The 26,194-nt window shown below is 67.8% G+C and carries 25 protein-coding genes and 1 pseudogene; 18 read left to right on the forward strand and 8 right to left on the reverse strand.

Going from position 1 to position 26,194, the window contains the following annotated elements; genetic code table 11:
• The first annotated feature begins 177 nt into the window (after window positions 1–177).
• The 4 genes and pseudogenes from ACFYRX_RS18605 to ACFYRX_RS18620 all read left to right on the forward strand — a co-directional run bounded on the left by ACFYRX_RS18605 (window position 178) and on the right by ACFYRX_RS18620 (window position 3,828).
• The gene (locus tag ACFYRX_RS18605; RefSeq protein WP_389100868.1) at window positions 178–360 is read left to right on the forward strand and encodes an abortive infection family protein; all 183 of its coding nucleotides are present in this window, start codon (window positions 178–180) and stop codon (window positions 358–360) included.
• 75 nt (window positions 361–435) lie between these two features.
• Window positions 436–1,374 (forward strand): annotated as a pseudogene (locus ACFYRX_RS18610) (helix-hairpin-helix domain-containing protein); the annotation flags it as partial.
• Window positions 1,375–1,626: 252 nt separating this feature from the next.
• Window positions 1,627–2,562 (forward strand): serine protein kinase RIO, encoded by a 936-nt coding sequence (locus ACFYRX_RS18615; RefSeq protein ID WP_389100784.1) that lies wholly within the window; start codon window positions 1,627–1,629, stop codon window positions 2,560–2,562.
• 414 nt (window positions 2,563–2,976) lie between these two features.
• Complete coding sequence (locus ACFYRX_RS18620) at window positions 2,977–3,828, forward strand: hypothetical protein (RefSeq protein ID WP_389100786.1); 852 nt, start codon at window positions 2,977–2,979, stop codon at window positions 3,826–3,828.
• Between the two features lie 57 nt (window positions 3,829–3,885).
• Here ACFYRX_RS18620 and ACFYRX_RS18625 read toward each other — a convergent pair whose 3' ends face one another.
• Window positions 3,886–4,380, reverse strand: a complete 495-nt coding sequence (locus tag ACFYRX_RS18625) for an NUDIX hydrolase (protein WP_389100788.1) — start codon at window positions 4,378–4,380, stop codon at window positions 3,886–3,888.
• Between the two features lie 157 nt (window positions 4,381–4,537).
• Between ACFYRX_RS18625 and ACFYRX_RS18630 the strand changes: the two genes are divergently transcribed.
• From ACFYRX_RS18630 to ACFYRX_RS18650, 5 genes are all read left to right on the forward strand, one after another.
• Window positions 4,538–5,344, forward strand: coding sequence for an MEDS domain-containing protein (locus ACFYRX_RS18630; RefSeq protein WP_389100790.1), 807 nt, complete (start codon window positions 4,538–4,540; stop codon window positions 5,342–5,344).
• Window positions 5,341–6,309, forward strand: a complete 969-nt coding sequence (locus tag ACFYRX_RS18635) for an anti-sigma factor RsbA family regulatory protein (protein WP_389100791.1) — start codon at window positions 5,341–5,343, stop codon at window positions 6,307–6,309. Before ACFYRX_RS18630 ends, ACFYRX_RS18635 begins: the two co-directional genes overlap by 4 nt.
• A gap of 156 nt (window positions 6,310–6,465) precedes the next feature.
• A complete protein-coding gene (locus ACFYRX_RS18640; RefSeq protein WP_389100793.1) occupies window positions 6,466–7,674 on the forward strand; it encodes a phosphatidylserine/phosphatidylglycerophosphate/cardiolipin synthase family protein in 1,209 nt (402 codons plus the stop codon).
• 123 nt (window positions 7,675–7,797) lie between these two features.
• Window positions 7,798–8,046 (forward strand): hypothetical protein, encoded by a 249-nt coding sequence (locus tag ACFYRX_RS18645; protein WP_389100795.1) that lies wholly within the window; start codon window positions 7,798–7,800, stop codon window positions 8,044–8,046.
• Between the two features lie 188 nt (window positions 8,047–8,234).
• Window positions 8,235–9,086 (forward strand): YihY/virulence factor BrkB family protein, encoded by an 852-nt coding sequence (locus ACFYRX_RS18650; protein WP_389100797.1) that lies wholly within the window; start codon window positions 8,235–8,237, stop codon window positions 9,084–9,086.
• Between the two features lie 120 nt (window positions 9,087–9,206).
• Here the strand turns inward: ACFYRX_RS18650 and ACFYRX_RS18655 are convergent, their stop codons facing one another.
• Window positions 9,207–10,049 carry an RNA polymerase sigma factor SigF gene (locus ACFYRX_RS18655; protein ID WP_389100799.1) on the reverse strand — a complete coding sequence of 281 codons (843 nt, stop codon included), beginning with the start codon at window positions 10,047–10,049 and terminating at the stop codon, window positions 9,207–9,209.
• A 190-nt stretch (window positions 10,050–10,239) separates the two neighbouring features.
• Window positions 10,240–11,937 carry a glycosyltransferase gene (locus ACFYRX_RS18660; protein WP_389100801.1) on the reverse strand — a complete coding sequence of 566 codons (1,698 nt, stop codon included), beginning with the start codon at window positions 11,935–11,937 and terminating at the stop codon, window positions 10,240–10,242.
• Window positions 11,938–12,204: 267 nt separating this feature from the next.
• Here ACFYRX_RS18660 and ACFYRX_RS18665 point away from each other — a divergent pair, with 267 nt between their 5' ends.
• Window positions 12,205–12,855, forward strand: coding sequence for a class I SAM-dependent methyltransferase (locus ACFYRX_RS18665; protein ID WP_389100803.1), 651 nt, complete (start codon window positions 12,205–12,207; stop codon window positions 12,853–12,855).
• A 77-nt stretch (window positions 12,856–12,932) separates the two neighbouring features.
• On the opposite strand, the gene ACFYRX_RS18670 is transcribed toward ACFYRX_RS18665, so the two are convergent.
• From ACFYRX_RS18670 to ACFYRX_RS18680, 3 genes are all read right to left on the reverse strand, one after another.
• Window positions 12,933–13,490 (reverse strand): DUF3291 domain-containing protein, encoded by a 558-nt coding sequence (locus ACFYRX_RS18670; RefSeq protein ID WP_389100805.1) that lies wholly within the window; start codon window positions 13,488–13,490, stop codon window positions 12,933–12,935.
• A gap of 901 nt (window positions 13,491–14,391) precedes the next feature.
• A complete protein-coding gene (locus ACFYRX_RS18675; RefSeq protein WP_389100807.1) occupies window positions 14,392–14,769 on the reverse strand; it encodes a toxin Doc in 378 nt (125 codons plus the stop codon).
• The gene (locus ACFYRX_RS18680; protein WP_389100808.1) at window positions 14,769–15,008 is read right to left on the reverse strand and encodes a hypothetical protein; all 240 of its coding nucleotides are present in this window, start codon (window positions 15,006–15,008) and stop codon (window positions 14,769–14,771) included. Before ACFYRX_RS18680 ends, ACFYRX_RS18675 begins: the two co-directional genes overlap by 1 nt.
• A gap of 305 nt (window positions 15,009–15,313) precedes the next feature.
• Here ACFYRX_RS18680 and ACFYRX_RS18685 point away from each other — a divergent pair, with 305 nt between their 5' ends.
• The 3 genes from ACFYRX_RS18685 to ACFYRX_RS18695 are packed head-to-tail and all read left to right on the forward strand — an operon-like array spanning window position 15,314 to window position 17,947.
• Entirely contained in the window at window positions 15,314–15,820 is a 507-nt protein-coding gene (locus ACFYRX_RS18685; RefSeq protein WP_389100810.1) for a SigE family RNA polymerase sigma factor, read from the forward strand.
• A gap of 10 nt (window positions 15,821–15,830) precedes the next feature.
• On the forward strand, window positions 15,831–16,208 hold the full coding sequence (locus ACFYRX_RS18690; protein ID WP_389100812.1) for a hypothetical protein: 378 nt from the start codon (window positions 15,831–15,833) through the stop codon (window positions 16,206–16,208).
• Window positions 16,209–16,237: 29 nt separating this feature from the next.
• Entirely contained in the window at window positions 16,238–17,947 is a 1,710-nt protein-coding gene (locus ACFYRX_RS18695; protein ID WP_389100870.1) for a dolichyl-phosphate-mannose--protein mannosyltransferase, read from the forward strand.
• A 56-nt stretch (window positions 17,948–18,003) separates the two neighbouring features.
• Here the strand turns inward: ACFYRX_RS18695 and ACFYRX_RS18700 are convergent, their stop codons facing one another.
• Together ACFYRX_RS18700 and ACFYRX_RS18705 are read right to left on the reverse strand one after the other, a co-directional pair.
• Window positions 18,004–19,152 carry a hypothetical protein gene (locus ACFYRX_RS18700; protein WP_389100814.1) on the reverse strand — a complete coding sequence of 383 codons (1,149 nt, stop codon included), beginning with the start codon at window positions 19,150–19,152 and terminating at the stop codon, window positions 18,004–18,006.
• Between the two features lie 27 nt (window positions 19,153–19,179).
• Entirely contained in the window at window positions 19,180–19,680 is a 501-nt protein-coding gene (locus ACFYRX_RS18705; protein WP_389100816.1) for a hypothetical protein, read from the reverse strand.
• Between the two features lie 334 nt (window positions 19,681–20,014).
• Between ACFYRX_RS18705 and ACFYRX_RS18710 the strand changes: the two genes are divergently transcribed.
• From ACFYRX_RS18710 to ACFYRX_RS18730, 5 genes are all read left to right on the forward strand, one after another.
• Complete coding sequence (locus ACFYRX_RS18710) at window positions 20,015–20,635, forward strand: SRPBCC family protein (protein ID WP_389100818.1); 621 nt, start codon at window positions 20,015–20,017, stop codon at window positions 20,633–20,635.
• A 36-nt stretch (window positions 20,636–20,671) separates the two neighbouring features.
• A complete protein-coding gene (locus tag ACFYRX_RS18715) occupies window positions 20,672–23,014 on the forward strand; it encodes an FdhF/YdeP family oxidoreductase (protein ID WP_389100820.1) in 2,343 nt (780 codons plus the stop codon).
• An 80-nt stretch (window positions 23,015–23,094) separates the two neighbouring features.
• Window positions 23,095–24,165, forward strand: a complete 1,071-nt coding sequence (locus ACFYRX_RS18720) for a hypothetical protein (RefSeq protein WP_389100822.1) — start codon at window positions 23,095–23,097, stop codon at window positions 24,163–24,165.
• A 2-nt stretch (window positions 24,166–24,167) separates the two neighbouring features.
• On the forward strand, window positions 24,168–25,277 hold the full coding sequence (locus ACFYRX_RS18725; protein WP_389100824.1) for a hypothetical protein: 1,110 nt from the start codon (window positions 24,168–24,170) through the stop codon (window positions 25,275–25,277).
• Window positions 25,278–25,612: 335 nt separating this feature from the next.
• Window positions 25,613–25,981, forward strand: a complete 369-nt coding sequence (locus ACFYRX_RS18730; protein WP_389100825.1) for a signal peptidase I — start codon at window positions 25,613–25,615, stop codon at window positions 25,979–25,981.
• Window positions 25,982–26,194 lie beyond the last annotated feature (213 nt).

Below are 26,194 nucleotides of genomic sequence, written 5' to 3' on the forward strand. Positions count from 1 at the left end.
CGGCGCCATTCCTCCGCGAGCAGTTCGTACGAGCGGACCCGGTCCGTGTGGTCATGCGCAGACGAAGAACCTGCCGGTGGCCGCCCCTCGGCTCTCGGATCGGGCAGCCGCTCACGCGACCCGACGTCATGACTTCTCTCACCGGCGCTCGGAGGCGCCGATTTCAGGGTCTCCAAGATCCTTAAGGCGATGAAAAATATCATCGTGGGCGTCGCTGAGATACGCAACAGAGTCGGCTATGGCCACGGAAATCCAGAAGCGCAGAAGGGGCTCCAGGAGAGTCACGCCCTGCTCGTCATCGACTCGACCTACACCCTGACACGGTTCATCACCACACGCCTCAACGAGAAGTTCAGCTGAGTATGTCCCTCACGTGACTTACAACGTCATTGGCCTCTGAACTGCATGCTCACTTGACAACCCTAGATAAACACGGTCATGGTCCACCGCGCCGGCGACGTCATCCCCCGCGTCGAAGCTCCCGTCGCACACCTTCGCACCGGCGACGAAGAGCCCATCGTCTTTCCCGAACTGTGTCCACGCTGCGGATCCGGTATCGACACCAGCGAGCAGCGCTGGCGGTGCGAGAACGGCCGCAACTGCCATCTGGTCGCAGCCCTTTCCTACGCCGCCGGCCGCGACCAGCTCGACATCGAAGGCCTGGGCGCCACCCGCGTCGTCCAGCTCGTCGACGCGGGCCTGGTCTCCGACCTCGCCGACCTGTTCAGCCTCACCCGCGATCGGCTCCTGAACCTGGAGCGCATGGGTGCGACCAGCACCGACAACCTCCTGGCGGCGCTCACCGCGGCCAAGGGCCGGCCGCTGTCACGGGTACTCTGCGCGCTGGGCGTGCGGGGCACCGGGCGCTCCATGTCGCGCCGGATCGCACGGCACTTCGCCACCATGGACAACATCCGAGCCGCCGACGCGGAAGCGATGCGGCAGGTCGAGGGCATCGGCACGGAGAAAGCCCCGTCCATCGTGGCCGAACTCGCCGAACTCGCCCCGCTCATCGACAAACTCGCCTCCGCCGGGGTGAACATGGTCGAGCCCGGCGCCACCCCGCCCGTCCCGGCGGCTGTCGATGCCGAAAGCACCTCGGGGAGCGCGGGGACAGCGGACGGGCCGCTGGCCGGAATGACGGTGGTCGTGACCGGCGCGATGACCGGCGCTCTGGAAAAGCTCAGCCGGAACCAGATGAACGAGCTCATCGAACGCGCCGGGGGCCGTTCCTCCTCCAGCGTCTCCCGCAAGACCACCCTGGTCGTCGCGGGCGAAGGCGCCGGATCCAAGCGCACCAAGGCCGAAGACCTCGGTATCCGGCTGGCAGCACCGGACGAATTCGCCGCCCTCATCGCCGACTTCCTTCCGTAGCCTCTGCCCGTCACCAGCGTCTGCCGATGATTCCGCCAGGGTGCACTCGCACGATGTCGGCACGAGCACGATGGGGACGAGCCCGGTACGCGGGACCTTAATTGGGTTGCCGCTCCCCGTGTCCGCCCCTCACCATGGGCGCGACACCGGGAGCTGCCCGGTGCTCCACGAGAGGAGGCACGACTGTGACCACGACTGTCATCGGCCTGCCCGCAGACCACCTTCCTCGTACCTCATGGAGCACCTCCAGCGATGTCTCACGACTTCCCGCACCACCCCCAGCACCCGGCCACTCCTGACGACTTCATCGCCGACCGCCACCGCGGCGTCCCGCCGCCGGACGTCCTGGGCGACATCGACGACCGGTTCGTCTTCGACTTCCACACCTACGACGACCTCGAGGACGGCCAGCGCTGGTCGACCTGGCTCAGCGTCGAGCCCCTCTGCCGAGGCCCCGAGCCGCTGCCGGACTGGGTGGTGACCTCGCAGGGCGCGATCGACACCGAACTCGGCGTCCTCAAGACCGGCAAGGAGGCGGACGTCCACCTCGTCGAGCGCGCCGACCCGCTCGACCCGGCCGCCGGCGTGGTCATGGCGTCCAAGCGGTACCGCTCTCCCGAGCACCGGTCCTTCCACCGCGCCGCCTCCTACACCGAGGGCCGCTCGATGAAGCGCTCCCGTGACGAGCGGGCCGTCAAGCGGAAGAGCACCTTCGGCCGACAGGTCGCGGCCGGCGAGTGGGCGGTGTCCGAGTGGGGTGCGCTGGTACGGCTCTGGAACCTCGGGCTGCCGGTTCCCTACCCGGTCCAGATCGACGGCACCGAGATCCTGATGGAATGGATCACTGTCGTCGACGAGGACGGCACTGTCGGGACCGCCCCTCGGCTCGCCCAGACCCGACCCTCACCCGAGCTGCTGGCGTCGTACTTCGAGCAACTCACCGACGCGCTCGCGACGATGGTGCAGAACGGCGTCGTGCACGGCGACCTCTCGGCGTACAACATCCTCGCGGCGGGCGAACGGCTGGTCATCATCGACCTGCCGCAGATCGTCGACCTGGTCGGCAACCTCAACGGCATGAGCTTCCTCCAGCGCGACTGCGCCAACATCTGCGGCTGGTTCCGCTCGCGGGGCCTCGATGCCGACGAGCACGCGCTGTTCGCGGAGCTGATGGCGCACGCCTTCTGAACCGCAGGTGGTGCAGGTGCCGGTACAGCAGGAACGTCCGCGGGACGCCGACCCTCGCCACCCGACCACACCGCGCGGGGCCGGGTCGGTTCACTGCTTCTGCAGGTCTCGCCTCGGACCTGCGTGGTGAATTGCGTGGTTACACGGATGCGGGTCCCTACCCTGTCGCGCGTACTGTGCCCGGTGTGGATCTTCCCTTCAACGTGCTGCACGGCCTGATGGTTCTCGCCGGCCCGGCCATCCGCAATGCATCCGCGGACGGCCGCGGCCGCAGCAGTCGTGCCACTGGACAGGCATGGCCGGCGTTGGAGCGGCACCTGTGTCCGCCTTCTTCCGGATCTGCGCACTGACCAGATCAACAGGCCCGGCCGGGAAGGCAGTTCCGCGGGCTTCTTCAACACCAGGGGTAATCACATGCGTATACGTGTCACAGCCGCCGCGTTCTCCGCTGCCGTCGTCGTGTCCACGCTCGCTCTTCCGGCGACCGCTCAGGCGGCTGAGCGTCCGAGTGCACCGGCACGCCTCGGCGGCTTCGCCGCGAAGGCCGTCCATCCGAACGACTCGCTGGGCAGCATGAAGTTCTCGAAGGCTGTCATCAACGGCGGGAAGGACATCGTTCTGGGCGCCACGACCAAGAAGACCGTCACCGTCACCTATGTCGCCACCAGTTCGAGCGGGGTCGCGCTCACGGAAGCCTTCCTCTGGCAGGGCACGGACAGTTCCAGCACGGACACCATCACCGGTTCCCTGGGCACCGACGACGACCCCGCCTGCACCGAGTCCACGGTCCAGACCGGCGTCTACTCCTGCACAGCCGTCTTCCACATCAACGCGGCCTCCGACTTCAAGGACAACGGCGTCGCCGGCACCTGGAAGCTGTTCCTCGGCGGTTACGACCTCTACGCGAACGCCAGCTACGACGACAACGTCGCCACCACCAGAATCAAGAAGGCCTCCCAGCTGACCGTCAATGCCACCCCGGAGCCGGTGAAGAAGGGGAAGACCATCACCGTCGTCGGCAGCCTGAAGCGCGCCAACTGGAGCACCGGCAAGAACGCCGGTTACCCGGGGCAGAAGGTGCTGCTGCAGTACCGCAAGAAGAGCAGCCGGACCTACACCACCCTCAAGTCCGTCACCAGCGGCAGCGGCGGTGCGCTCAAGTCCACCACCAAGGCCACGGCCGACGGCTACTACCGGTACTCGTTCGCGACCAACAGCACCACCGGCGCGTCCTCGGCGGCGGGCGACTACGTCGACGTCAAGTAGCGCCCGTCACGTCGCCGACCGCAGAGCCGATGGGCGGCCCTTGAGCAGGACGTCCGCTCAGAGGCCGAGCAGTACCGGCTCGGCCGGAACACCAGAGGTGATCAGCGCTGTCAAAGGAGCCGCAAGATCGCGAGGGGAGAACAGGTCGGAGCCCTGGTAACCGGCGATCTCCCGCGGGTGCCACCACTTCATGCCGCTGATGTTCTCCGCGGCGAGCTCGTCGTCGGACAGTGTTCCGCGAGGGGTGAACCTGGTCGTGCGTATGAGGAAGTAGTCGTTGACGACACCGTCGTAACCCGCGGCATGTCCCGGTGCCACGACTTCCTGGTGCCACACGTGTGGCGGACGGGTCCCGACCGTGAGACCCACCTCTTCTTGTAGTTCACGGCGCAGTGCGGCGAGCGGGGTCTCGTCCGGCTCGATCCCTCCGCCGGGCGCTGCCCACACCACGGTTCCCGCCGGATCGGGAATCGCGAACCGGCAGAGGAGGATGCAGTTGTCCGCCTCGAGGATGATCGCGCGCACCGAATGGCGCAGATTCACGGATGGCATCCGGTCACGCTAATTGCCTCGGGAACGCAACCGGGGACAAATCCAACTGCCGGTGCGTGCTCGTGACCTGGCTGATCCTCGTTCGGCTCAACGATCTCCCGGTCGGCCCAGTACTCTCTGTGTCCGGGGACGGATGGGAAGGCCGAAAGGGGACCAGGTGAGAGCGGCGCGGACGCTGGCTACGTTCGACGACGTCGAACTCGGTGACCACGTCTGCTGGCACACGGACTCAGCCGCCTCGGCGCCGGCCGATGTGCTCGCCTACGTGGCTGACGGCGCTCTGTACGGAGACAAGATCGTGGTGGTCGGCTCGACCGGCGCCGTCTCCGGCCTCACCCATGACGCTGTCCCGTCCGCCGCGGTGATTCTCGATCTTCCACGTGCCGCGGACCCCGACTCCCTTCTGGCCGCGGTGCGCCGGGAAGCCCGCAACGCGGCCCGGGAGGGCTACCGGTCAGTACGCATACTGACCGAGCGGGCGCCTTGGACAGCGCCCGGCATGACCGAGAACCTGGTGGCCCAGGAGCTGGGACTCGATGAGTTCGCCTCGGAGAGCAATGCCATCGTGCTGTGTGCCTTCCAGCCGTCGCAGTGGGACGCGCCTACGCTGGAACACGTGGCAGGAGTGCACCCGCACGAGATGGGCATACGCGCTGAGCGTCCGGCTTTCCGGATGTACAGCGCGGGCGCCGACAGCTGGAGCGTTGACGGAGTGATCGACTCGGAGTGCGCGGGCGCGTTCAACATGGCGGTGCGTGCGGCGATCCGGTGCTCGCCCAAAGTGCGGCTGCGCTTCGACAGCCTGGAGATGATCGACGCCGCGGGCATGCACGCCCTCGTCGATGCCGCCCGTCACCTGCCGGACCGGCTGATCGTCGTGGAAGGCGCCAACGAGACGGTACGACTGTGCTGGGACCTCGCCGGCTACGCGACGGCCGACATGCCGGTGGTGATGGCCGCGTGACCGCGATTCCGCCCTCGAAGCCGGCAGGCCAGGCCTGGCCCTCGTTCCGCCACGAGCTCTACCGCTATCGCGGAGACGCGCAGTTCCTGTCCGGAACGCTGGGTTACATCCACGAGGCCCTGGAGGGCGGTGAGGCCGTGGTCGTCGCCGTTCCGTCGGACAAGGTCTCACTCCTGCGCGGCGAACTCGCCGACGAGCCCGCCGTCACCTTCGTCGACACCACGGCGCTCGGGCCCAACCCCGGCCGGTCCATCGGCGCCTGGGTGGCCTGGATGAAGGAGCGTGGTGAGGGTGACCGCCCGGTCCGGGGCATCGGAGAGACAGCCTGGCGTGAGGCACGCAATGCCGCGCACCTGTCTGAACTGCGCTATCACGAGTGGCTCTTGAACCGAGCGTTCGCCCACAGCTCCGCCTGGTCGATGCTGTGCCCCTACGACGATGCGGACGACGACCAGAGCGCCCTGGAGTCCTTGTCCCGCTGTCACCCGCTGATCCGCCAGGACGGCCACTACGTCCGCAACGAGGGCTACCTCAGCGCCGACGAGTACCCCTTCGAGGCCCTGAACCCGCCGTGCGATCCGTTCCAGGAACTGAGCTACACACATGGTGATCTGACAGCGGTCCGCTCGAAGGTCTCCCAGTGCGCGTCCGACGCGGGCGTCCCGGAGGATGAGCAGCGGAAGCTGGCCGTCGCCGTCTCGGAGATCGCCACGAACAGCATCCGGCACGGCGGGGGCCGTGGAACCGTGCGTACCTGGACCCGGGACTCGACGTTCCTGTGCGAGTTCCGTGACGCCGGCTACATCGCCGACGTGATGGCCGGCCGTACTCGCCCCACCGCCGACCAGATCGGCGGCCGCGGCCTCTGGCTCGTCCACCAGCTCTGCGACCTGGTCGAGATCCGCTCCACCCGGGACCACGGCACCACCATCCGCCTCCACATCAACGTCCCCGGGCGCAGTTGACGGCTCGCGGGAGGCCGGCCGCCGCCCCTGGACCACCTCTCGCCGGCCCGCCGTCACGGCGGCTGGAGTGTCGCGGCGCCGGCCGGGCATGAGGTTGTTCGGGCTCGCTCGGCAGCCCGTGATGTTCTCGTTCCATGGCCCGGTGGGAGATTCGGCGTGACACTCGGCGGTAGACCTGCATCCCTTGCCCGCGACACCGCGCCCGACGCGGCGGCGCGCAAGCAGCGCCTACGGCGCCGTCTGGAGCGGCTGATCGGCGTGGCCGCCACCGAGGGCAACGCCTTGGTGCCCTTGCGCAACGGTGATCAGATCTTCCCCGCGATGCTCGGGGCGATCCGTTCGGCTCGGCACACCATCGACATGATGACGTTCGTGTACTGGCGCGGTCAGGTCGCCCACGACTTCGCCGCCACGCTGGCCGACCGCGCTCGCGAGGGAGTGCGGGTACGTCTGCTGCTCGACGGATTCGGTGCCAAGGAGATCGAGCGGCAGCTGCTGGACCTCATGAGCGACGCCGGTGTGCAGGTGGCCTGGTTCCGCAAACCGGCGTGGCTGTCGCCGTTCAAGCAGAATCACCGCTGCCACCGCAAGGCTCTCATCGTCGACGAGCACACCGCCTTCACCGGTGGCGTCGGCATCGCCGAGGAGTGGTGCGGTGACGCGCGCACCCCGGCCGAGTGGCGGGACACCCATGTCCAGGTGCGGGGTCCGGCCGTCGACGGCATCGCGGCCGCGTTCGCGCAGAACTGGGCGGAGTGCCACGAGGAACTCTTCGACGACCGCGACCGCTTCACGGAGCATCCGCAGGCAGGCTCGGCGGTGGTACAGGTCGTCCGCGGCTCCGCGAGCATCGGCTGGCAGGACATGCAGACCCTCATCCGGGTCATGCTCAGCTCCGCAGAGGAACGCTTCCGGCTGGCCACCGCGTACTTCGCCCCGGACGCCTACTTCATCGACCTGCTGTGCGAAACCGCTCGTCGCGGTGTGCGCGTCGAGATCCTGCTCCCAGGCCCTCACACCGACCAGCGTGCCTGTCAGCTCGCCGGTCAACATCACTACACCCGTCTGTTGCAGGCCGGTGTACACATCCGTCAGTACCAGCCGACCATGATGCACGCCAAGATCATCACCGTCGACTCGGTCGCCTCGCTCATCGGATCCACCAATTTCAACCGGCGGTCCATGGACCACGACGAAGAGGTGATGCTCGCCATTCTCGACGAGGAGTTCACCGCCTCGCTCGACCGGGACTACGAGTCGGACCTGACGCACAGCGTGGACATCGATCTCACGCGATGGAGACGGCGGGCGGTGGTGCAACGCGTCAAGGAAGTCGCGGTCACCCCGATCCGGCGCTTCCTGTGAGCCGGCCCGCAACTCTGACACCGGAGCGAATCGCAGGCGTCGCCCGAGTTCATGCACACAGCCTGGGCAAAGCTTGAACCGGTCACCATTGATGAGCCGCACAGTGACAGGTACAAGTGACGGGTGACAGAACCCCTTGCTCCCCGCCCGGCCGACCAGGTGCCCTCGAAGCCGGGAGGGTGGACCAGGCAGTCAGCGGGTGCGATGTTCGCCGCCGTCGCGGCGTTCCTCCTCACTCGCGACGTCACGTTCGGGTTCTTCATGCAGACCCTGCCCGACTGGGCGTACAGGGCCACGGTTTTCACGGGACTCGCTGTTTCGGCCGCCGCCTACGGCCTTGCCTTGTTGTGGCTACGGCGACTGCCCCACTAGGGCTCGCGTCACTGACCGCACAGCACCGTCACTCACCGACGATGCTCTGTTTGTGAAGGAAACCCCGGGGAATCAGCGGGATACCGCACGCCTTCAGGGCTTTACCGTGCCCTCTCCATCGATAGCCAGGAAAAGATCGGGCGGAAATGATTCCGGTCCCTTTTTCGGAGAATGAGAACATCCGCGCCATGGATGACGCAGACCGTCGTACGGCTCGCTGGTGGGGGGCACTGCGGCGGACGCCGGTGAGCGTCTGGAACGACGACGTCACAGACTGGGCCGCCGCGCTCACCTATTACGCGGTTCTGGCCCTCTTCCCGTTGCTCCTGGTGATCCTCTCGATCCTGGGTCTGACCATGCCCACGGCCAAGCCGGATGTCATCGACCGCATGGTGCAGGCCGCTCCGACCGCATCCCGCGCTCTGCTGCGCAGCACCCTGCAGCAGATGGCGGAACAGTCGTCGACGGCATGGACGTTGATCTTCGTCGGAGGCACGGGAGCCCTGTGGTCGGGGTGCAGCTATCTGAGCGTCTTCCGTCGGGCGCTCTACGCCATGCAGCGGACAAACGCGAACCGGCCGGTCTGGCGTACCGCTCCGCGCATCATCGCCACGGCCCTGGTCCTGATCGCCCTGCTTCTCACATCGACGCTCGCGTTGCTGCTCACCGGCGATCTGGCCGGGCGTCTGGGCGGCGCGCTGAGTCTGGGTACCGGGCCACGGGCCGCCTGGGACACACTGCGATGGCCGGTCATGGCCGTGGTCGCCGTCGCCCTGGTGCTCGTTCTGTACCGTTCGGGCCCGGTCGGCTCCCGTCCCGTCCGCCGGATGGCTCCCGGGGGCACCTTGGCGGTGGTGCTGCTGCTGGTCGTCTCTCTCGGATTCGCCGTCTACACGTCACACGTCGCCACCTACAACCGTCTGTACGGTTCGCTGGCAGGTGTCGTGATCTTTCTGATCTGGCTGTGGCTGTCCAACCTGGCGCTTCTGGTCGGCGCTCAGTTCAACGCGGAGCTGGCGAGGTCCGCGCACGGGGAATGAGCCGGTCCGCCTCACCCGGGCCGCGCTGTTGCGGGATGGCATGCGGTGAGGCCGGTTCGCGGGATCCTGCCTTGTGACCGGCAGGATCCCGCGAACCGGCCTACCACGGGCCGACGTCCGTCACTGGGTGCTGAGCATGCCCTCGCGCAGCCGGGCCAGGAGGCGCGTGATCAGTCGGGAGACGTGCATCTGGGAGACGCCGAGTCGCTCGCCGATCTGGGCCTGGGTGAGTTCTTCGACGAAGCGCCAGTGGATGATCTGCCGGTCGCGCTCGTCCAGTTCGGCGATCATCGGAGCGAGGGTATGGAAGTCCTCGACCAGTCCGAGGGCGGCGTCCTCGTTGCCGATGAAGTCCGCCAGCGCGGCCTCGCCGTCCTCGTTGCCGCTGATGGCCGCGTCCAGGGAGGCCGACCTGTATCCGTTGGAGGCCAGTTGGGCCTCGACGACCTCCTGCTCCGGAAGGCTCATCAGCTCGGACAGTTCCCTGATCGTCGGTGTCCGGCCCAGTCGGCTGTGCAGTTCCTCATTGGCGCGCGCCAGTTGGACGCGGGCCTCCTGCAGACGCCGGGGCACATGCACGGCCCAGGAGGTGTCGCGGAAGAACCGCTTGATCTCGCCGACGATGTAGGGGACGGCGAAGGAGGTGAACTCCACCTCACGGGTCAGTTCGAACCGGTCGATCGCCTTGATCAGGCCGATCATGCCGACCTGGACGATGTCCTCCATCTCCTCCGGCCCCCGGCTGCGGAACCGGCCGGCCGCGTAGCGGACGAGGGACATGTTCATCTCGATCAGCGTGTTGCGCGCGTACTGGTAGGCGGGCGTACCTTCGTCCAGTACCGAGAGCTGGTCGAAGAACAGCCTCGACAACTCTCGTGCGTCCTTGGGCGCCACCTTGGACGGTTCCGCGATCTCAGGAACGTCCAAGGTCTGCTCAGCGGTCTGCACGGTGGCTGTCGTCATGATGCGCCCCTCCCGGCTGATCGGTCTCGTGCTCGCCGGACCCTCGTCCGGCAAGCACGCGTATACCCCGGCCATCGACCGGCATTCCTCGAAGTTTCGAGCGTTTTCTGGCGTGCGCCGCAGCTGGCCCTCACCGATCCGGAGGTCGGCTCGCGCACACCGCGACCCGACGGGGACCCATTGCCTCCCCTCAGTTGCCGCTCCAGGGATCCGCCCTCCGCGCCAGCTTCTTCGCCCGGCGGCGCATGTCCGGGGGGAGGCGGTCGAGAGCTGTACGGGCCGCTCGGCGAATGTGCGGGGCCGAAGTGGTGTGCAGGAGCAGGCGGTGCGGGAGCGTGGCCCGGCCCGGTGGGCGGACGGAGAGCCGGAGTTGGCCGGTCGGGCCGCCCCAGCCCGAGATGACCAGACGGGGCGGAGTGCCGACCTGGACCGAGCCGAAGCCGAGACCGGTCGCAAAGCCCGGGCCGGCACGGCGCGTTGCGTCGTCCCTGGTCACCCTCGCCCTGCGGCCCACGCCGAGAAGTTGGGCACTGGCCCACACCAGGTGCATGCCGGGCCCCATCGGCGTGCCCCCGGCCAGGACGAGGGGAGCGATGGCTGTTTCACCGGCGAGTACGACACGGTGGCGGCCGCCGCCGAGCGGTTGCGTGCGCGGGGTCAGGTCGGCGTCCGGGTACCACCACAGGTCCTGGGCCGTGTCGTGGACGAGGAGTTCACCGTGGGCGTGCCCAAGGGGGTGCGGGGCCTCCCAGCCCTCGGCGCCCTTGATGCCGGCCAGCAGGTCGGGGTCGAGGAGCAGACGGCCGTAGCGTTCGACGAGAGTGAGGGGTTCGCCGTCGGCACGGCGCATCCCGATCGTGGTGGTGAGGTGGAGTTTCCCGTCGCGCCAGCGGATGTCGTCGACGGTGATCTCGGGCCTGATGCCCTGGATGCGGCGGGCGAGTTCGACGAGGGAATCCAGGTACCCCTCCTCCAGCAGGTGCGCCCGGAGTCTGGTGAGGGCGGGGAGGCCGTCGCGGACACCGGGCGGATAGGACTCGAGAGCCATGCCGCGTACGACGTCGAAGTGGCGCTCGAGGTTCTTGCCGGTGCGCTTGAGGACGCGGGGTTCGCCTACCGGGCGCAGGAGTTCGACGCGGTAGGAGCGCCGTAACAAGTGGTCCTGCAGGGGGCCGGACCGGGTGTCCTGCTTGATGGCCTCGACGACCGTGCGGAGGTGACCGTAGTAGTCCTCCGGGGTGGTGCCGCGGCTGCTGGTGTTGCCGCCGTCGTCCCGGCGCTTCCATATGTAGCAGGGGTGGTGGGCGAGGATCGAGACCGTCTTGGCGCGCAAGTAGGCGCGGACCATGAAGAGTTGGTCCTCCAGCCGCACGGGCCCTTCGGGGAACCTGAGGTCGTGGTCGAGAAGGAAATCGCGGCGGAACATCTTGTGCGGGGTGAGGCTCTCCATGAGGGGCGCGTCCTCGACGGTGCAACGCTCCACGGTGCGCTTGAAGACGTTGCTGGGGCCCTGCATGGTGCCGATGACCTTGCCCAGGACGATGTCGGAGTGGTTGCGGGTGGCCAGCAGATGCAGATGTTCGAGAGCCGCCGGGGTCAACTCGTCGTCCTGGTCGACGAACTGCACGTATTCGCCACGGGCCTCCCGGACGCCGACGTTGCGGGGTTTGCCGGGCCACCCGGAGTTCTCCTGGTGGACCACTCGCACGTGCGCGTGCTTGTCCGCCAACTCGTCGAGCCTCTGCGGCGAGTCGTCGGTCGAGCCGTCGTCGACGTAGATGATTTCGTACGCGTCCTCCCTCAAGGTCTGATGCAGAAGTGACGGCGCGCATATGTCGATGTATCGGCCCGCGTTGTAGACGGGTACCACGATGCTGACCTTGAGCATGAACGTGAACGCTCCCCCGGCGAAGACAACATGTCTCTTGTTGTTCTTTGGACGTTCAGGCTCTGGCAAAGGTTGTGTCATACGAAACGATTCGGGCGATCTTCTCCTGAAGGGAGCCTCGCGGATGAAGTGGCGCAAGGCGTCCTGGAGTTGGGGAGGGAGCCAGAGGGGTGCCGGCGTCTCGATGCAGGCCGGCAGTATCCGTGGCGACCAGCTGGCGAGCTGAGTACGTTCGGCTCTGCCCGAACCCGGACGAGAGGAACCCGCATGAACGACGACGCTCTCCTGACCGAGCAGATGGCCTACTACCGGGTCGGAGCGGCCCAGTACGACCGGCCCTACGCAGAGTACGAAGCCCTGCAGGAGTTACTGGCTGTCGTCGATGACCTGCCGATTGCCGGGGATGTGCTGGAGTTGGCCTGCGGAACGGGCCAGTGGACCCCGAGGCTCGCCGCGCGGGCGCAGTCGGTGACGGCTGTCGACGCGTCGTCCGAAGTGCTGGACCTGGCTCGTGCGCGCACGGCATCCCCCACCGTTCAATTCCTTCAGGCCGACCTGTTTCAATGGCAGCCGCCACGACGCTACGACACCGTGTTCTTCGCCTTCTGGCTCTCCCATGTCCCTCCGACGCGGTTGCCCCACTTCTGGCACACCGTCGCGTCCGCCCTCGCGCCGGGCGGCAAGGCGATCTTCATCGACGACGGCCCCACCGCTGCGGCGTACGAGGAAGTTCTCGCGAACCAGCCGGCCCCGGCGGCGCTGCGCCGGCTCGATGACGGCAGCCAGTACCGCATCGTGAAGGTGTTCCACGATGCCCAGACCCTCAAGGACGACCTCACAACGCTCGGGTGGTCGGTCCACATCCGGACCATGGCCGCGCATTTCATCGGCATCGCAGAACCTCCGCCCCACCCCTGACCACACCACGTGGGCGGACCAGATCATCTGAGACAGGAGCCGGACCGACAGCGAACCCAGTCGTCCAGGCTTCCTCGTCAGCGAACCTGGTCGCCCTCCGGTCCGAAGCCTTTGATCCTGGTCGGAGTTCCCTCCGGGGCGAACGAGTGGTGGAAGGTGAAGGCCTGCGGCGCGGAGCCGTGGTCGTGGAGGTGTTCCAGCCTGGAGACCCCGTCCTGCCACGCGGGGACCACGCCGTCGGCGACCCACCAGAACACGTGACTCGGGTGTCCTGTCCTCTCGAACCAGTCGTAACGCCTGTTCAGTGCCTCACGGTGCACACCGGTGTAGATGGCGTCGAAGGCGGGGCGCAGGTCGGTCCAGAGCGAGAGGGTCGCGGCCAGGGCGGTGGTTTCCGCCGTACGGCCCTTGCTGTACCAGGTCGGTACGGCGAACTCGCCCCAGGCACCCCAGTCCGCCTCGAAGAGGGAACCCCGGTCGCCGTCTGCCGCTTCGGCATGAGCGAGGTACCCGGGGTGCTGGCTGATCTTCCGGTAGACGGCCTCACCGACGTCGTAGAACTCGCGCGTGAGAGGTGCGGGATCGGCGAGAGGTGACTTCAGGACGCCGAATGTGTACAGCGCAAGATGGGGCATGCGTCTCTCCCTGGTCGGGGGTGCCTGGTGTGGACTCGGTCCCTCGGCTTGCGCATGGGGCGGGGGTTCGTGGGACATGGCCGACTCGTCCCGTCGCGGGTGGCGCAGGCCGAGAAACCCCTGTGCGACCGCGGGCGATCGCCGAGGACCAGGTGAAGGTAGCTGCCTCCGCGGGCCCTGTCGAAGTTGCGCTTTTCCCCTCCAAGTGGCCTCCTGCACCGGTCATTGCGGGGTCTGGGGACGGTGACGGGCGGGACAGCCGGGACGGGCTGCGGGGTACCAGTGACCCACTTCGGCCGGTCGGTTCGCCCGCCATGCCCGCCCCCCGGCTGATGACCCCGCGTGCCGGCCGCGGGTGCGGGTGCGTGCACAGGTGGTGGTGCAGGCCGCGCCTGGACGCTCCGACGCAATGGATCGCCGCCCGGGAGACAGGACCGCATCTGGGCACCGAGCGTCGCCGGCGTGTCCGGTCCGCCCAGGAGGGGCTGTCCGGCTCAGAGACCGTCAACGCGGCGGCCGTCCCGCCTCGTTCACACCGCCACAGACCGTCGAGGTAAAGGCGCCCACCTGCCTGCCGAGAGGGAAGGCGCCGCTCTCACATCGGCCGTGCCCGGAACCGGCCCACGACACGCTCAAGCCGCCGGTGCCGCTCCTGGATCTTCATCGCCAGGCCCGGCTTCCAGCCCCGGAACAGGCGGCGACGCGGAGAACTGCCTCAGGTCAGGCCTGCGGCACAAGGCCGAAGCAGCGGGGCCGGACGAGCTCGACGCCGACCTTCACATGCCCGCCTGATCGTGCTCGAGAACGGTTCGGCCGGAGGGGTCGGATATCGTCGGAGGCCGACCGGTGCAGGCCCTCTACGGCCCTCTCGGGCCCACCTATGCAGCGGGCGCCGCCCTGGTCAGATCTTCCAGGACCGGATTTGGTCGGCGGCTTCGGGGACCCGTAGGCGGGTGTCGCGGATCTTCCGGACGAGGTCCGGAAGGGCACCGTAGGGCGGGTCTATGCCCTCGCCCGACTGGTCCATGTACTGAGCCGCGACGAACGCGGCGTAAAGACTGTTGCGGAACGGGAGCGGCTCCAGGCGCACGATGGTGTGCATGAGCGCGGCCGCGCGCCAGGCGGCGTCCGGGTCGGCGGCCTGGAGGGTGGGCAGTTTGGTCCTGTGCCGGGCCACGGCGGCGACCAGGGCGGAGTAATCCGCGACCGACATGTCCTCGGAGCCGAGGGCGGCCTCCTGGACGTCGAGGAGCCAGGAGACGTCGATGTGCAGGTGCATCAGGCAGCCGCAGCCCCGCCGGGATGCTCGGAGGGGGGCACCTCGTCGGGGAAGGCGTCGTCGAACTCGTCGCGCAGCCGGTCCGCCCAGGCGCTCGCGCCGGTGATGAACTGCTTGCGGTGCATCTCGCGGACGCCGAGGTCGTGCAGGTACTGCTTGAGACTCTTGCCCTCGGCGCCCGCGGCCGCGCGCACGCCTTCGAGCTCTTCTTCGGTGAACGGCACGTTCAGGGATGGCATACACCGCATGGTACCTAGTAGGTACCGGCCGTGTGAACCGTCGGCGGAACGGCCGTACGACGCGCTCGCCGGGGAGTGGGCAGGAGTCGCGGGGATGCCTCCCGGTCGGAAGCACCGACAGGGCCAGGGTGACCCACGCCACACAGCCGGAGTGCATAGCGGCGAGCGGTCCAGTGTCTTAGTGAAGGGTGTAGGGGGTTCGCGGCCGCGCGGCGGCGCATGGTGTGCATGAACGTGTCCGCCGCTCTGCGCCACGAAATGCGGCAGAAGCCGGGGTGTCCGGCAGGGGGCAGGGGTCGACGCTGATGGGGCAGTTGCGGGCCGATGAGTTCGACCGCTTCGTCGCGGCTCGGTGGTCGGCATTGCTTCACCTGGCACGGCTGCTGACCGGTGGAGACCGGCACCGGGCCGAAGATCTCTTGCAAGAGGCGCTGGTCAAGCTGTGGTTCGTCTGGCCGAAGGTCGCCGAGCAGGCGCCCGAGGCGTATGTGCGCAAGGTGCTGGCCCGCGCCGCAGCCCGCTCGGCACGGCGTCGCTGGTGGGGCGAGCGTCCCGTGGACCAGCTGCCCGATCCGCCCGACGCAGGAGACGAGATCGCGGCCGTGGACGAACGGACGCGCCTGGAGGCCATGTTGGCGCTGCTGCCGGCGCGGCAGCGCACCGCGATCGTGCTGCGCTACTACCAGGACCTGCCCGAGCAGCAGGTCGCCGAAGTACTGGGGTGTCCGGTGGGCACCGCTCGCTCGCTCACGGCACGCGGTGTCGCGCGATTGCGGCGGCTTATGTCCGATGCGGTCGAACCGGTGGAGTGAAGAAGGAACCATGGATCACTTCGAGCAGGACCTGGCACGAATGATGCGTGACAGCCGACATGACACGCCGTACGAAGACCGGCACCGGCACCGCCTGCGAGCTGCCGTGCGCGCCCGGCAGCGGACCCGGACAGCGTGGATGGCCACCGGTTCCGCGCTGACGATCGCCGGTCTCGGACTCGGCCTGTTGGCGGTCTCGAGCTCTTTCGCCGACGGCGGCACCGCGCCCCGCCCCCGGCCCGCCACCTCCGCCGAGTCCGTCCCGGGGCCGCCGGTGGTCCGACCGGCGTCGACCGCCGAGGACGGTTCGAAATCCACCCTCACATCGACCACAGCACCGCTCCCGACGCCGTACCGCGTCACCACGAGCGGGAAGCCCACCACGTGATTGACGACAACGCCCCCGCACCCGTCCCTGTGGCACGGAACGCGCCCGCCTCCCTCCCCGTCACACACACCGGAGCGGATCGCCGGCCGGTCTCCTGGCAGCGGCGACTGCGCGACTTCGGGTACGTCGGACACGCGCACCCGTCCGTGCGCGACCGCCTGGTCGCTCCGTTTCCCGCACCACGGCCACTGCTGTGGCGCACGCTCGGGCTGTCCCCGGCGGTGGCGCGTTGGTCGGGGTGGGGCGGGCCGCTGCTGGTGGCGTTGCTGGCCGGGCTGCTGCGCTTCTGGCGTCTGGGCAGCCCGCGGACGGTCGTGTTCGACGAGACGTACTACGCCAAGGATGCCTGGTCCTTGCTGCGGCTCGGTTATGAGGGCACCTGGCCGGACCGCAAAATCGCCGACCCGCAGATCCTGGCTGATCCGCAGGTGATCCCACTCTCCGGTTCCGGCTCCTTCGTCGCGCACCCGCCGACGGGCAAGTGGGTCATAGCCCTTGGCGAGTGGATGTTCGGCCTCACCCCCTTCGGCTGGCGTTTCATGACGGCGGTACTCGGCACCCTGTCGGTGTTGATGCTGTGCCGGACAGGGCGCCGGCTGTTCCGTTCGACCCTGTTGGGCTGCCTGGCCGGGGCGCTGATGGCGGTGGACGGTCTGCACTATGTGATGAGCCGCACGGCGCTTCTCGACCTCGTCGTCATGTTCTTCGTGCTGGCAGCGTTCGCGAGTCTGCTCATCGACCGCGACCAGACGCGGGCCCGACTGGCGGCGGCCCTGCCGGCCGACGAGGACGGCCGGGTCCGCCCGCACGCGGGCACCGGTGACCGGGCCGGAACAGGAATGCGGCCCTGGCGGGCGGCAGCCGGCCTCTTCCTGGGCCTGGCGGCATCGACCAAGTGGAACGGCCTGTACTTCCTCGTCTTCTTCGTGGTCCTCACCCTGCTGTGGGATGTCGGCTCGCGCCGCGTCGCAGGGGCGCGCCATCCCTACCGCGCGGTGCTGCGCAAGGACCTCGGCCCGTCGGTCCTGTCCGTCGTCCCCATCGCCACCGTCACGTATCTGGCGACATGGACCGGCTGGTTCCTGTCCGACGACGGCTACGGACGCCACTGGGCGGACGGCCGCGGCGGCCCGTGGTCGTGGGTTCCGGCACCGTTGCGCAGTCTCTGGCACTACGAGTCGGGGGTGTACCGGTTCAACATCGGTCTGCACGATCCACACAAGTACGAGTCGAATCCGTGGAGTTGGCCGGTACTGGGTCGGCCTGTGCTGTTCCACTACCAGTCCCCCGAACCCGGCACCGACGGCTGCCGCTCGACGACCGACTGCTCCCAGACGGTCCTCGCCCTGGGCACACCGCTGTTGTGGTGGGCGGCGTGCTGCGCGCTCGGGTATCTGCTCTACCGGTGGGCGCTGCGCCGGGACTGGCGCGCGGGCGCCGTCCTGTGTGCGGTGGGGGCCGGTTATCTGCCGTGGTTCCTCTACCAGGACCGCACTATCTTCTCCTTCTACTCGATCGTCTTCGTGCCGTACCTGTGTCTGGCCGTCGCGATGATGCTGGGTGCCATGCTGGGCCCGCCGGGCGCGGCCCACGGGCGCCGACTGCATGGCGCGGTGGCCGCGGGTGCGCTCGTCCTGCTCATTGTCTGGAACTTCATCTACTTCTTCCCGATCTACTCCGGGCAGACGATCCCGTACGCCGACTGGCACGCCAGGATGTGGCTCGACACCTGGATCTGAGCCGCGCCGTGCGGCCGGCACCGTGCGCTCGCGGTTCTCTGGACCGGCCTCCGCCCTCAAGAACTCCGGGGGTGCGTAAGTCCCAGAATGGACCGTTCCACCCTCCGCAACCACACGCGCGGTTTCAGAAAGCGGTTCTGCGTCCAGGAACGAACACGCTCGAAGAGCGCGAGGCCACCCAGCAGGGTTCCCGCGCCGACCACTGCAAGAACGGCGAGGAAATCGATGTGGGCGACCGCCTGAAACGCGGAGTTCACCAGGCTCCAGTGGTCCTGGGCCGACAGAACGACAAAGACGAGGAGGACAGCCTTTGCGATTCGGTAGAAACAGGACTCCGGGACGGCTCTACCGAACTCGAGGAAGACACGGAACGGGTTCTCGATGGATATCGGCTTGACCCCGTCGTCACTGGAGTGCCGCCAGGAATACACGACAAGAACCCGCTTCCATGCGAAGTGAGCAGTCCCCCACAGATAGGGTATCCAGGCCTGGTGCTCAAGTCGGCGAAGGTAATTGAAAGCGGGACTGTGTGCGATGACCTGGAGAACCGGAGGCAGGACCAGAAAAAAATTGACCCGTTCGATCTCCGCGATCCTGGAACGCAACGGGCGCTCCTGGCTCGCGAATCTGCTCTCCCGAATGTCAGATATCCGCAGGTCGACCCTGGCTCCGCCGCCGCCGCGCTTCCATTCCCAGATCGGCTGGGTCCCGAACACCTGCCAGCGCAGCCGGATGTACCGACGCTGTCCTGGTGGTATGGATTTGTCCAAGGGCACCCTGAACAGGGAGCAGTCGTCGCGCTGCTTGAAATCCTCGACGGGCGCGACCTCGTTCTCGCGTATGCGAACGAATTGGAGTGGCTCCGCCAGCCTGCTGGATTCGACCCGGCGTTCGCCGGCGGAGAGGTGCTGCTCCACAGGTCCGCCGAAGATGAGTTCGGCGGTGTCGCTTTGGCCGGCGATCTCCCAGAGGTCCAACGCGTACGCGGCACCGGTCCGCCAGCGCGCCTCCTCGACCCGGAACGGCAACAATAACTGGACCGACTTCACGGGACGGTTGCCCACGGCCTCGATGTCGAGGCCGACATCGAAATACAGCAGCCGACGCCCGGGAAGCAGTCCAGGCAGGGCCCATAAGTTTATGTGGCACCGCTGGATTCTGAACTTTTCGCCACTATTCCTGAAGAGAACGGCAAAGTACCCCACTCTCGGCCCCCGGCCCCCGTGTTACCGCTAAGACCCTGAAACGTTGCTGATCACCAATTCGTTCCGACCCGGCCCGTAGCGGTCCTCCTGGACCGCGATGCACGCGAATCCAAACGCCTTGACCAGGCGTTCCACTTCGTATGCACCCTGGCTGGCGACCGTCATGTAGACCTCGCTCCACCCTTCACGTCGCCATCGGGTGTCAAGATCACTGAAGAACGAGAAACCCACGCGCATGTTCCGGAAGTCTGGATGGATGTAGAGAGTCGAGAGCTTCATCCTGCCACGGCTCTTCGGCTTCTCGATCGAGACTGCCACGATGTCGTTCCCGATTTCGCCGACGGTCAGACGTGCTTTCCCTTGACGAATCTCTCCGAAAGTACGGTCCAACCATTTGTCGCCATGCGGGTAAAGATCTGGAAGGCCGCCCAGCAAATCCCTCACATGAGGCTCGTCTGCTTCGGCGTATGCACGGATGTGCAACACATCGGAAGCGATCTTCCGCTCATCCGTAGCGCCCGCGTCCACATCGGCCCCAAGTGATCTAGAAGGTCGCCCCATCGTACGCTCCCGGGTACCCAGGTCGAGTGAGGATCCGAGTAAGTCATATCGACCTGCCGACCGCATACGCGACACCGCCGAACAGCGGAACGCGCACTCCTCATTCGCCGTGCTCGTTGCCTCCCCGGCCCGGCTCCGCGACCGCCGACGGTAGGCCGGCCACCCATGCCGAACCCGAGCGGACGCGGACACATTCGGGCGACTCGAAGACCGCGATGTGGGAACCGGGAGAGAAGCCCTGACGCACGACAGGGAGCCGGGTGCGCGGATACCCGCCTTCCGCACCGGAAAAGAGGCCACGATGGCGCGTGAACACGACTCCCAGCAGGCTGTTCCGAACATGCCGGGGATGCGTCCCGACAGCGGGGGCGTCACACGCCGTCGGCCACTGCGCAAGCAGCATGTCGAGGAGACGGTCGAGGTCGCGGTACCGGTGCGGACGGCGTACAACCAGTGGACGCAGTTCAAGACCTTCCCCCGGTTCTCGACCGTGGTGCTCGGCGTCGAACAGCTCAGGCCCACCGTGACGGCCTGGACCATCGGCTACGGACCGCTGCGCCGCCGCTTCGCGGTGGAGATCGTGGAGCAGGACCCCGATTCCTACCTGGCCTGGCGCGGTCTGGAACAGCACCCCTCCCACCAGGGTGAGGTGGAGTTCAGGCCGACGGAGTCGGGCGGCGCGTCGGTCACCGTCCGGTTGCTGCTCGAACCGCACGGAGTGGCGAAAGTGCTCACCGGATCGTCCAGGGCGGCGCAGGTGACCGCTCGGCTGGTGCGCCGCGAGCTCCACAACTTCAAGCAGTTCATCGAGGGACTCGGTCAGGAGGGCGGGGCCTGGCGCGGCACCATCCGCAACGGGCGAGTACAGCACGACCATCCGGAACCGCCCAGGAGCCGTGTGGCCCAGTGGCCCGTCGGCTGACCCGCGGCCCGGACTCGGCAAGAGAAAGGCGAACCGATGCAGAACCCGCCCGGTGAGGAGCCGGAGACCACCCTCTCCGTGACACCGCCGAAGAAGTGGGCAGCCGGAGTCCCCGCGGTCGTGCACGCGCTGGAGTACTCCCTGGAGCAGACCTCCCCGCGCAGGACCGGGGTGGATCTGCTGACCATGAACCAGGTGGGCGGGATCGACTGTCCCGGCTGCGCCTGGGCCGATCCGGCCCCTGGGCACCGTCATCGCAACGAGTACTGCGAGAACGGCGCCAAGCACATCAACGACGAGGCCACGACGCGCCGGATCACCGCCGACTTCTTCCGTGAGCACAGCGTCTCCGAGCTCGCAGGGCGCTCCGACATGTGGCTCAACCAGCAGGGCCGGCTCACCGAGCCGATGATCAAGCGCCCGGACTCCGACCACTACGAGCCCATCAGCTGGAACGACGCCCTGGGCGTGGTCGCCGAGGAACTCACCTCGCTCCACTCCCCCGACGAGGCCGTCTTCTACACCTCGGGCCGGGCCAGCAATGAAGCCGCCTTCGTCCTGCAGCTCTTCTCCCGTGCCTTCGGCACCAACAACCTGCCCGACTGCAGCAACATGTGTCACGAATCCAGCGGATTCGCCCTCAGCGAGACGCTGGGCACCGGCAAGGGCACCGTCAGCCTCGACGACCTTCATCACGCCGACCTGATCTTCCTGGTCGGCCAGAACCCCGGAACCAACCATCCGCGCCAGCTCTCCGCCCTGGAGGAGGCCAAAGGCAACGGTGCCCGCATCGTGGCGGTCAACCCGCTGCCCGAGGCCGGGCTTCGACGCTTCAAGAACCCCCAGAAGCCGAGCGGCGTCATCGGACGAGGCACCCAGATCGCCGACCGTTTCCTGCACATCAAGCCCGGTGGCGACCTCGCCCTCTTCCAGGCCCTCAACCTTTTGCTGCTGGAAGCCGAGGACGCCCGGCCCGGCACCGTCCTGGACCACGACTTCATCGACGCCCATACCGCCGGCTTCGAGGAGTTCGCCCAGCACGCCCGCACGGTGGACTGGGCCGACGTCCTCGCCGCGACCGGACTGACCCGCGAAGAGATCGAGAAGGTACGCGACGACGTCCTGCGCAGTGAACGGGTCGTCGTCTGCTGGGCGATGGGCATCACCCAGCACAAGCACGGCGTTCCCACGATCCGGGAGATCGTCAACTTCCTGCTGCTGCGCGGCAACCTCGGGCGCGCCGGGACCGGCGTCTGCCCGGTGCGGGGTCACAGCAACGTCCAGGGCGACCGCACGATGGGCATCTGGGAGCAGATGCCGGACTCCTTCCTCGACGCGCTCCAGAAGGAGTTCGGCTTCGATCCACCGCGCCCGCACGGACTCGACTCGGTGAACTCGATCAGGGCGATGCGCGAGGGCCGCATCAAGGTGTTCCTCGCCCTGGCAGGCAATTTCGTGCGCGCGGCTCCCGACAGCGCGGTCACCGAGGAGGCGATGCGCTCGTGCCGGCTGACCACCCACATCTCCACCAAGCTGAACCGGTCCCACACCGTCTGCGGTGATACGGCGCTGATCCTGCCGACCCTCGGCCGCACCGAGCGGGACATCCAGGCCGACGGCGAACAGTTCGTCACGGTGGAGAACTCCATGAGCGAGGTGCACACCTCAACGGGACGCCTCGCACCGGCATCCCACCTGCTCCTCAGCGAAGTCGCCATCCTGTGCCGGCTCGCCCGCCGCACCCTCGACGGCAAGGCGGACATCCCCTGGGACCGGTTCGAAGGGGACTACGGCACGATCCGTGACCGCATCTCCCGCATCGTGCCGGGATTCCACGACTTCAACGCGCGGGTGTCGCGCCCGGGCGGCTTCCAGCTGCCCAACCCGGTCAACGAGGGCGTGTTCAACACCTCGGCGGGCAAAGCGCTGTTCACCCGCAACGAGCCGGTGGTCCCGAAGGCGCCCGAGGGCCATCTGCTGTTGCAGACCCTGCGCTCGCACGACCAGTGGAACACCATCCCCTACACGCTCAACGACCGCTACCGCGGCATCCACGGAAGCCGCCACGTCGTCCTCGTCAACCCGGCAGACCTCTCGGCACTCGGTCTCACCCAGGGCGACCGCGTCGACCTGGTGAGCGTCTGGGCGGACGGCATGGAACGCCGGGCCGAGAACTTCGAGGTCGTCCCCTACCCGACCGCGCCGGGCTCCGCGGCCGCCTACTACCCGGAGACCAACGTCCTGGTGCCGCTGGACAGCGTCGCCGACATCAGCAACCAGCCCACGTCGAAGGGCCTCGTCGTACGCCTCGAACCCACGCCCGATCGCACGGCTCCGGCTCCGGCCGTACACCCAGGAGTCCCACGGCTCCCGGAGTGACCACGATCGGCCGAATGCCGTCTGTGCACGGACCGGTGAAGGCCAATAGCGTGTGCGGCCTTCGCGCTCTGGGGGGTCCCGTGAACGGTCTCCGTGCGGTCTTCGTCTGGCTCGTGGTCGCGTGTGTCGCAGTGGTGTCGCCCACTGCGGCCGCGACGGGGGACGCCGCAGTGCCACCGAGTTGGTCGGCACTGCCGGTGCCGTCGGCGGCTCCACCGGTGACCGTGTCCGATCTCGCCGCCCGCGGGCCGGGGGAGGCGTGGGCGACCGGGTACGAGCAGGCCGCCGATGGCCTACGGCCGATGCTGTACCGGTGGGACGGCACCGCGTGGAGCCGGGACACCACGTTCCCCGGTGCCGGTGAGCCGGGCTGGCTCGGCAAGGTGCAGTTCGTGGGTGCGGAAGTCTGGATCTTCCACAACCGTGCGGGTGAGGGCGAGATCCTGCGCCGGTCGGCGCGAGGCTGGAGCACCGTCCCGCTGCCGCAGACCTTGTGGACCTACCAGGACTTCACCGCGGTTCGGGGCGCCGCATGGGTGGTCGGCGAGGACGCCACCGGGCTGAAGGTGCTGCACTACGACGGTTCCCGCTGGACCGCACAGTCCACTCCGGACGGTGTGCTGTTCCTGATGGGGATCACCGCGCGTACCGCCGCCGATGCCTGGGCCTGGGCCGACACCAGCAACGGAACCACCGTCCTGCGCTGGGACGGCACGACGTGGCGGGACGCAGAGGTGCCGTTGCCACCGGACAGCAACGTGCACACGATCCTGCTCGAACCGTCCGGCCGGGTCACGATCGGCGGCAGCCGGTACACCGACGGTGCGGCCCGCACCTACCTGATGACCTGGGCCGGGCACGGAGCCTGGCGCACCGCTTACCCACCGCTGGGCGACACCTATACCGAAGGCATGGTGCGCGGCCCGGACGGAGCGCTGTGGCTGCCGGTGCGCAGCGACCGCGCGTTCCAGTCGAAGTACGCGCGGGTCGACGGCCCGCGCACCACCTTCTCCTACGGCCCGGAGCGCACGAACGCGATCGACGTAGAACCGCGTGCCCTGGCGAGCGCCGGAGTTTCGCTCCTGTCCTTCGGGACCGTCGAGGTCTACGGCTCGAAACCGAACCTGATGAGTGAACGGCTGGGAGGCTGACCATGGCACGCAGACTTCTCGTCGCGGTCCTGGCCGTCGCCATGACCTTCATGACGACCATGGCCTCGGCAGCGGCAGAGCCCTCTTCCTGGCAACACTTCCCCGTACCCGCGCAGGTGCGGCCACAGGCCGGGCTGAACGAGGCCGTGGCCTTCGGACCGGACCGGGCCTGGGCGGTGGGCACCGACGCCGTCGGTCGCCAGGCACCGGGCTTCCCACTGGTACTGCGCTGGGACGGAACAGCGTGGCAGCGCCAGAGCCTTCCCGGAATCGGCTGGCAGGGAGAACTGTTGTCCATCGCCGCGACCTCACCCACCGAGGTCTGGACCGCCGGCCGGGACTCCGCAGGCGGCGCACGCCTGCTCCGCTTCGACGGGATCGCCTGGTACGAGAGCCCGCCACCGCGTGGTGTCGTGCCGACGAAACTCGTCGCCGGCCCCGAGGAGACCTGGCTGATCGGATCGCGGGACGGAGCACAGGTGCTGCTGCGCTGGGACGGGCGCGGCTGGCAGGACCTCCCCGTGCCGCCGGGATCCGTGTACGGCCTGCACGTCCTTGCGGCCGACGACGTCTGGGCGGCGGGCGCCGCCGACTCAGGGGCGGCCGTGTCGCACTGGGACGGGCAGGGGTGGCAGCAGACGATCGTGGACGGGTTCCCGCGGTCGGCCGTGGGCAGCGTGCTGGCTGTCTCACCGACGGAGGTGTGGGCGGGTGGCACGGCCGGGTTCGTCGGCGGCCCGCCGGGCCGGCCGATTCCGCCCCTGCTGGTCCGCTGGGACGGGCAGAACTGGAGCCGGATGGCCGTGCCCACCGACTTCGGCTCGATCAGCTCCCTGGCACCCACCACGTCCGGCGAGTTGGCCTGGGTCGCGGTGGCCCGCTCCGAGAAGTGGGGTCCGTCTGGCAGCACTCCGCCGCTTGTCCCCGGCCCGGACTTCCTGGCCTGGAACGGACAGTCCTTCACCGAGTACAGCGAACCGACGGTTACCGGGGAGGGCGACTCCTGGTCGCTGCGGCTGGCACCGGTGCCGGGCACGGCGACGGTGTGGGCCGTCGGCCGGGCCGACGGCCCCGAAGGCACCTTCGCGCCACGCATCCTGAGGTTCGGCTGAGCCGACACCACTACATGGGGGCGGCGTCGTAGATCGCGCGACTGCCCCATACCGTACCTCTGCTCGTCAGGGCAGTTGGCCGGTGGCATGCAATGCGTCAAACACCATCTGGTCCACTGCCGAGACCCGCGCACGATCGCCATAGCCGAACCAATCAGACTCCGCGATCTCCCTCGCGGCAAGCAACGGCCCAGTGTGCGCAGCGGTGTAGCAGATCATCCTGAACTCGACGCGTCCGTCGGTCGCACTCCGCGTCTCGAAGGTGCCGACGTGCCCCCATCCATCCAAGAATTGCGCACTTTCGTTCCCGTTTATGCCTGATATGGTTCCGCTTTATGGAAGGCAGTGTATATACAGGAAATGCAGGCGCGGATGCCCCACTGGATCGTGGGTGGATTCTCGGACACTTCAAGGATGTCGACGATCCCCGTCACACCCAGGCGGTGGAGATCAAATGGGGCATCCACCCGCGTGGCGACGAGCGTCTGGAGTGGGTGAGGGGTGAAGAGCGCACCGCTCTCCTGGTGCTCATCAGCGGCCGGTTTCGCGTGGATTTCCCAGAACGCAGCATCGTTCTGGAAAAGCAGGGAGATTATGTTGTCTGGGGGCACGGAGTCGACCACTCTTGGTTCGCGGAAGAGGAATCCGTGTTGCTGACGGTTCGCTGGCCGTCTGTGCCCGGTTATGCGGTCACACAGGAATAAACTGGATTCCCCCGCCCCCTTTCCGTTCCTGGCAGTCCGTCGTAACCATTTCCATCGAAGGTGCTCCGGTCGACCGGAGCACCTTTCGTTTTGGCGCGGGTCTGGTTGGGGTGTGGTTAGAGGTTTTGGGCGAGGCGGTGGTAGGCGGCGTTCCAGCGGATTTCTTTGGCGAAGTGGTTGGTGGTGGTGTGTTCGTCGATGGTGAGGAGTTCG

The sequence above is a fragment of the Streptomyces sp. NPDC005374 genome (genome assembly GCF_042872225.1).
Classification (GTDB): Bacteria; Actinomycetota; Actinomycetes; order Streptomycetales; family Streptomycetaceae; genus Streptomyces.

Coding starts and splice junctions, on each gene's coding strand:
- ACFYRX_RS18680 (WP_389100808.1), bottom strand. CDS start 15,008: ATGCCATCCCTGAACGTGCCGTTCACCGAAGAAGAGCTCGAAGGCGTG.
- ACFYRX_RS18665 (WP_389100803.1), top strand. CDS start 12,205: ATGAACGACGACGCTCTCCTGACCGAGCAGATGGCCTACTACCGGGTC.
- ACFYRX_RS18715 (WP_389100820.1), top strand. CDS start 20,672: ATGCAGAACCCGCCCGGTGAGGAGCCGGAGACCACCCTCTCCGTGACA.
- ACFYRX_RS18730 (WP_389100825.1), top strand. CDS start 25,613: ATGGAAGGCAGTGTATATACAGGAAATGCAGGCGCGGATGCCCCACTG.
- ACFYRX_RS18670 (WP_389100805.1), bottom strand. CDS start 13,490: ATGCCCCATCTTGCGCTGTACACATTCGGCGTCCTGAAGTCACCTCTC.
- ACFYRX_RS18675 (WP_389100807.1), bottom strand. CDS start 14,769: ATGCACCTGCACATCGACGTCTCCTGGCTCCTCGACGTCCAGGAGGCC.
- ACFYRX_RS18620 (WP_389100786.1), top strand. CDS start 2,977: ATGCGTATACGTGTCACAGCCGCCGCGTTCTCCGCTGCCGTCGTCGTG.
- ACFYRX_RS18660 (WP_389100801.1), bottom strand. CDS start 11,937: ATGCTCAAGGTCAGCATCGTGGTACCCGTCTACAACGCGGGCCGATAC.
- ACFYRX_RS18650 (WP_389100797.1), top strand. CDS start 8,235: ATGGATGACGCAGACCGTCGTACGGCTCGCTGGTGGGGGGCACTGCGG.
- ACFYRX_RS18615 (WP_389100784.1), top strand. CDS start 1,627: ATGTCTCACGACTTCCCGCACCACCCCCAGCACCCGGCCACTCCTGAC.
- ACFYRX_RS18690 (WP_389100812.1), top strand. CDS start 15,831: ATGGATCACTTCGAGCAGGACCTGGCACGAATGATGCGTGACAGCCGA.
- ACFYRX_RS18710 (WP_389100818.1), top strand. CDS start 20,015: ATGGCGCGTGAACACGACTCCCAGCAGGCTGTTCCGAACATGCCGGGG.
- ACFYRX_RS18655 (WP_389100799.1), bottom strand. CDS start 10,049: ATGACGACAGCCACCGTGCAGACCGCTGAGCAGACCTTGGACGTTCCT.
- ACFYRX_RS18685 (WP_389100810.1), top strand. CDS start 15,314: ATGGGGCAGTTGCGGGCCGATGAGTTCGACCGCTTCGTCGCGGCTCGG.
- ACFYRX_RS18725 (WP_389100824.1), top strand. CDS start 24,168: ATGGCACGCAGACTTCTCGTCGCGGTCCTGGCCGTCGCCATGACCTTC.
- ACFYRX_RS18625 (WP_389100788.1), bottom strand. CDS start 4,380: ATGCCATCCGTGAATCTGCGCCATTCGGTGCGCGCGATCATCCTCGAG.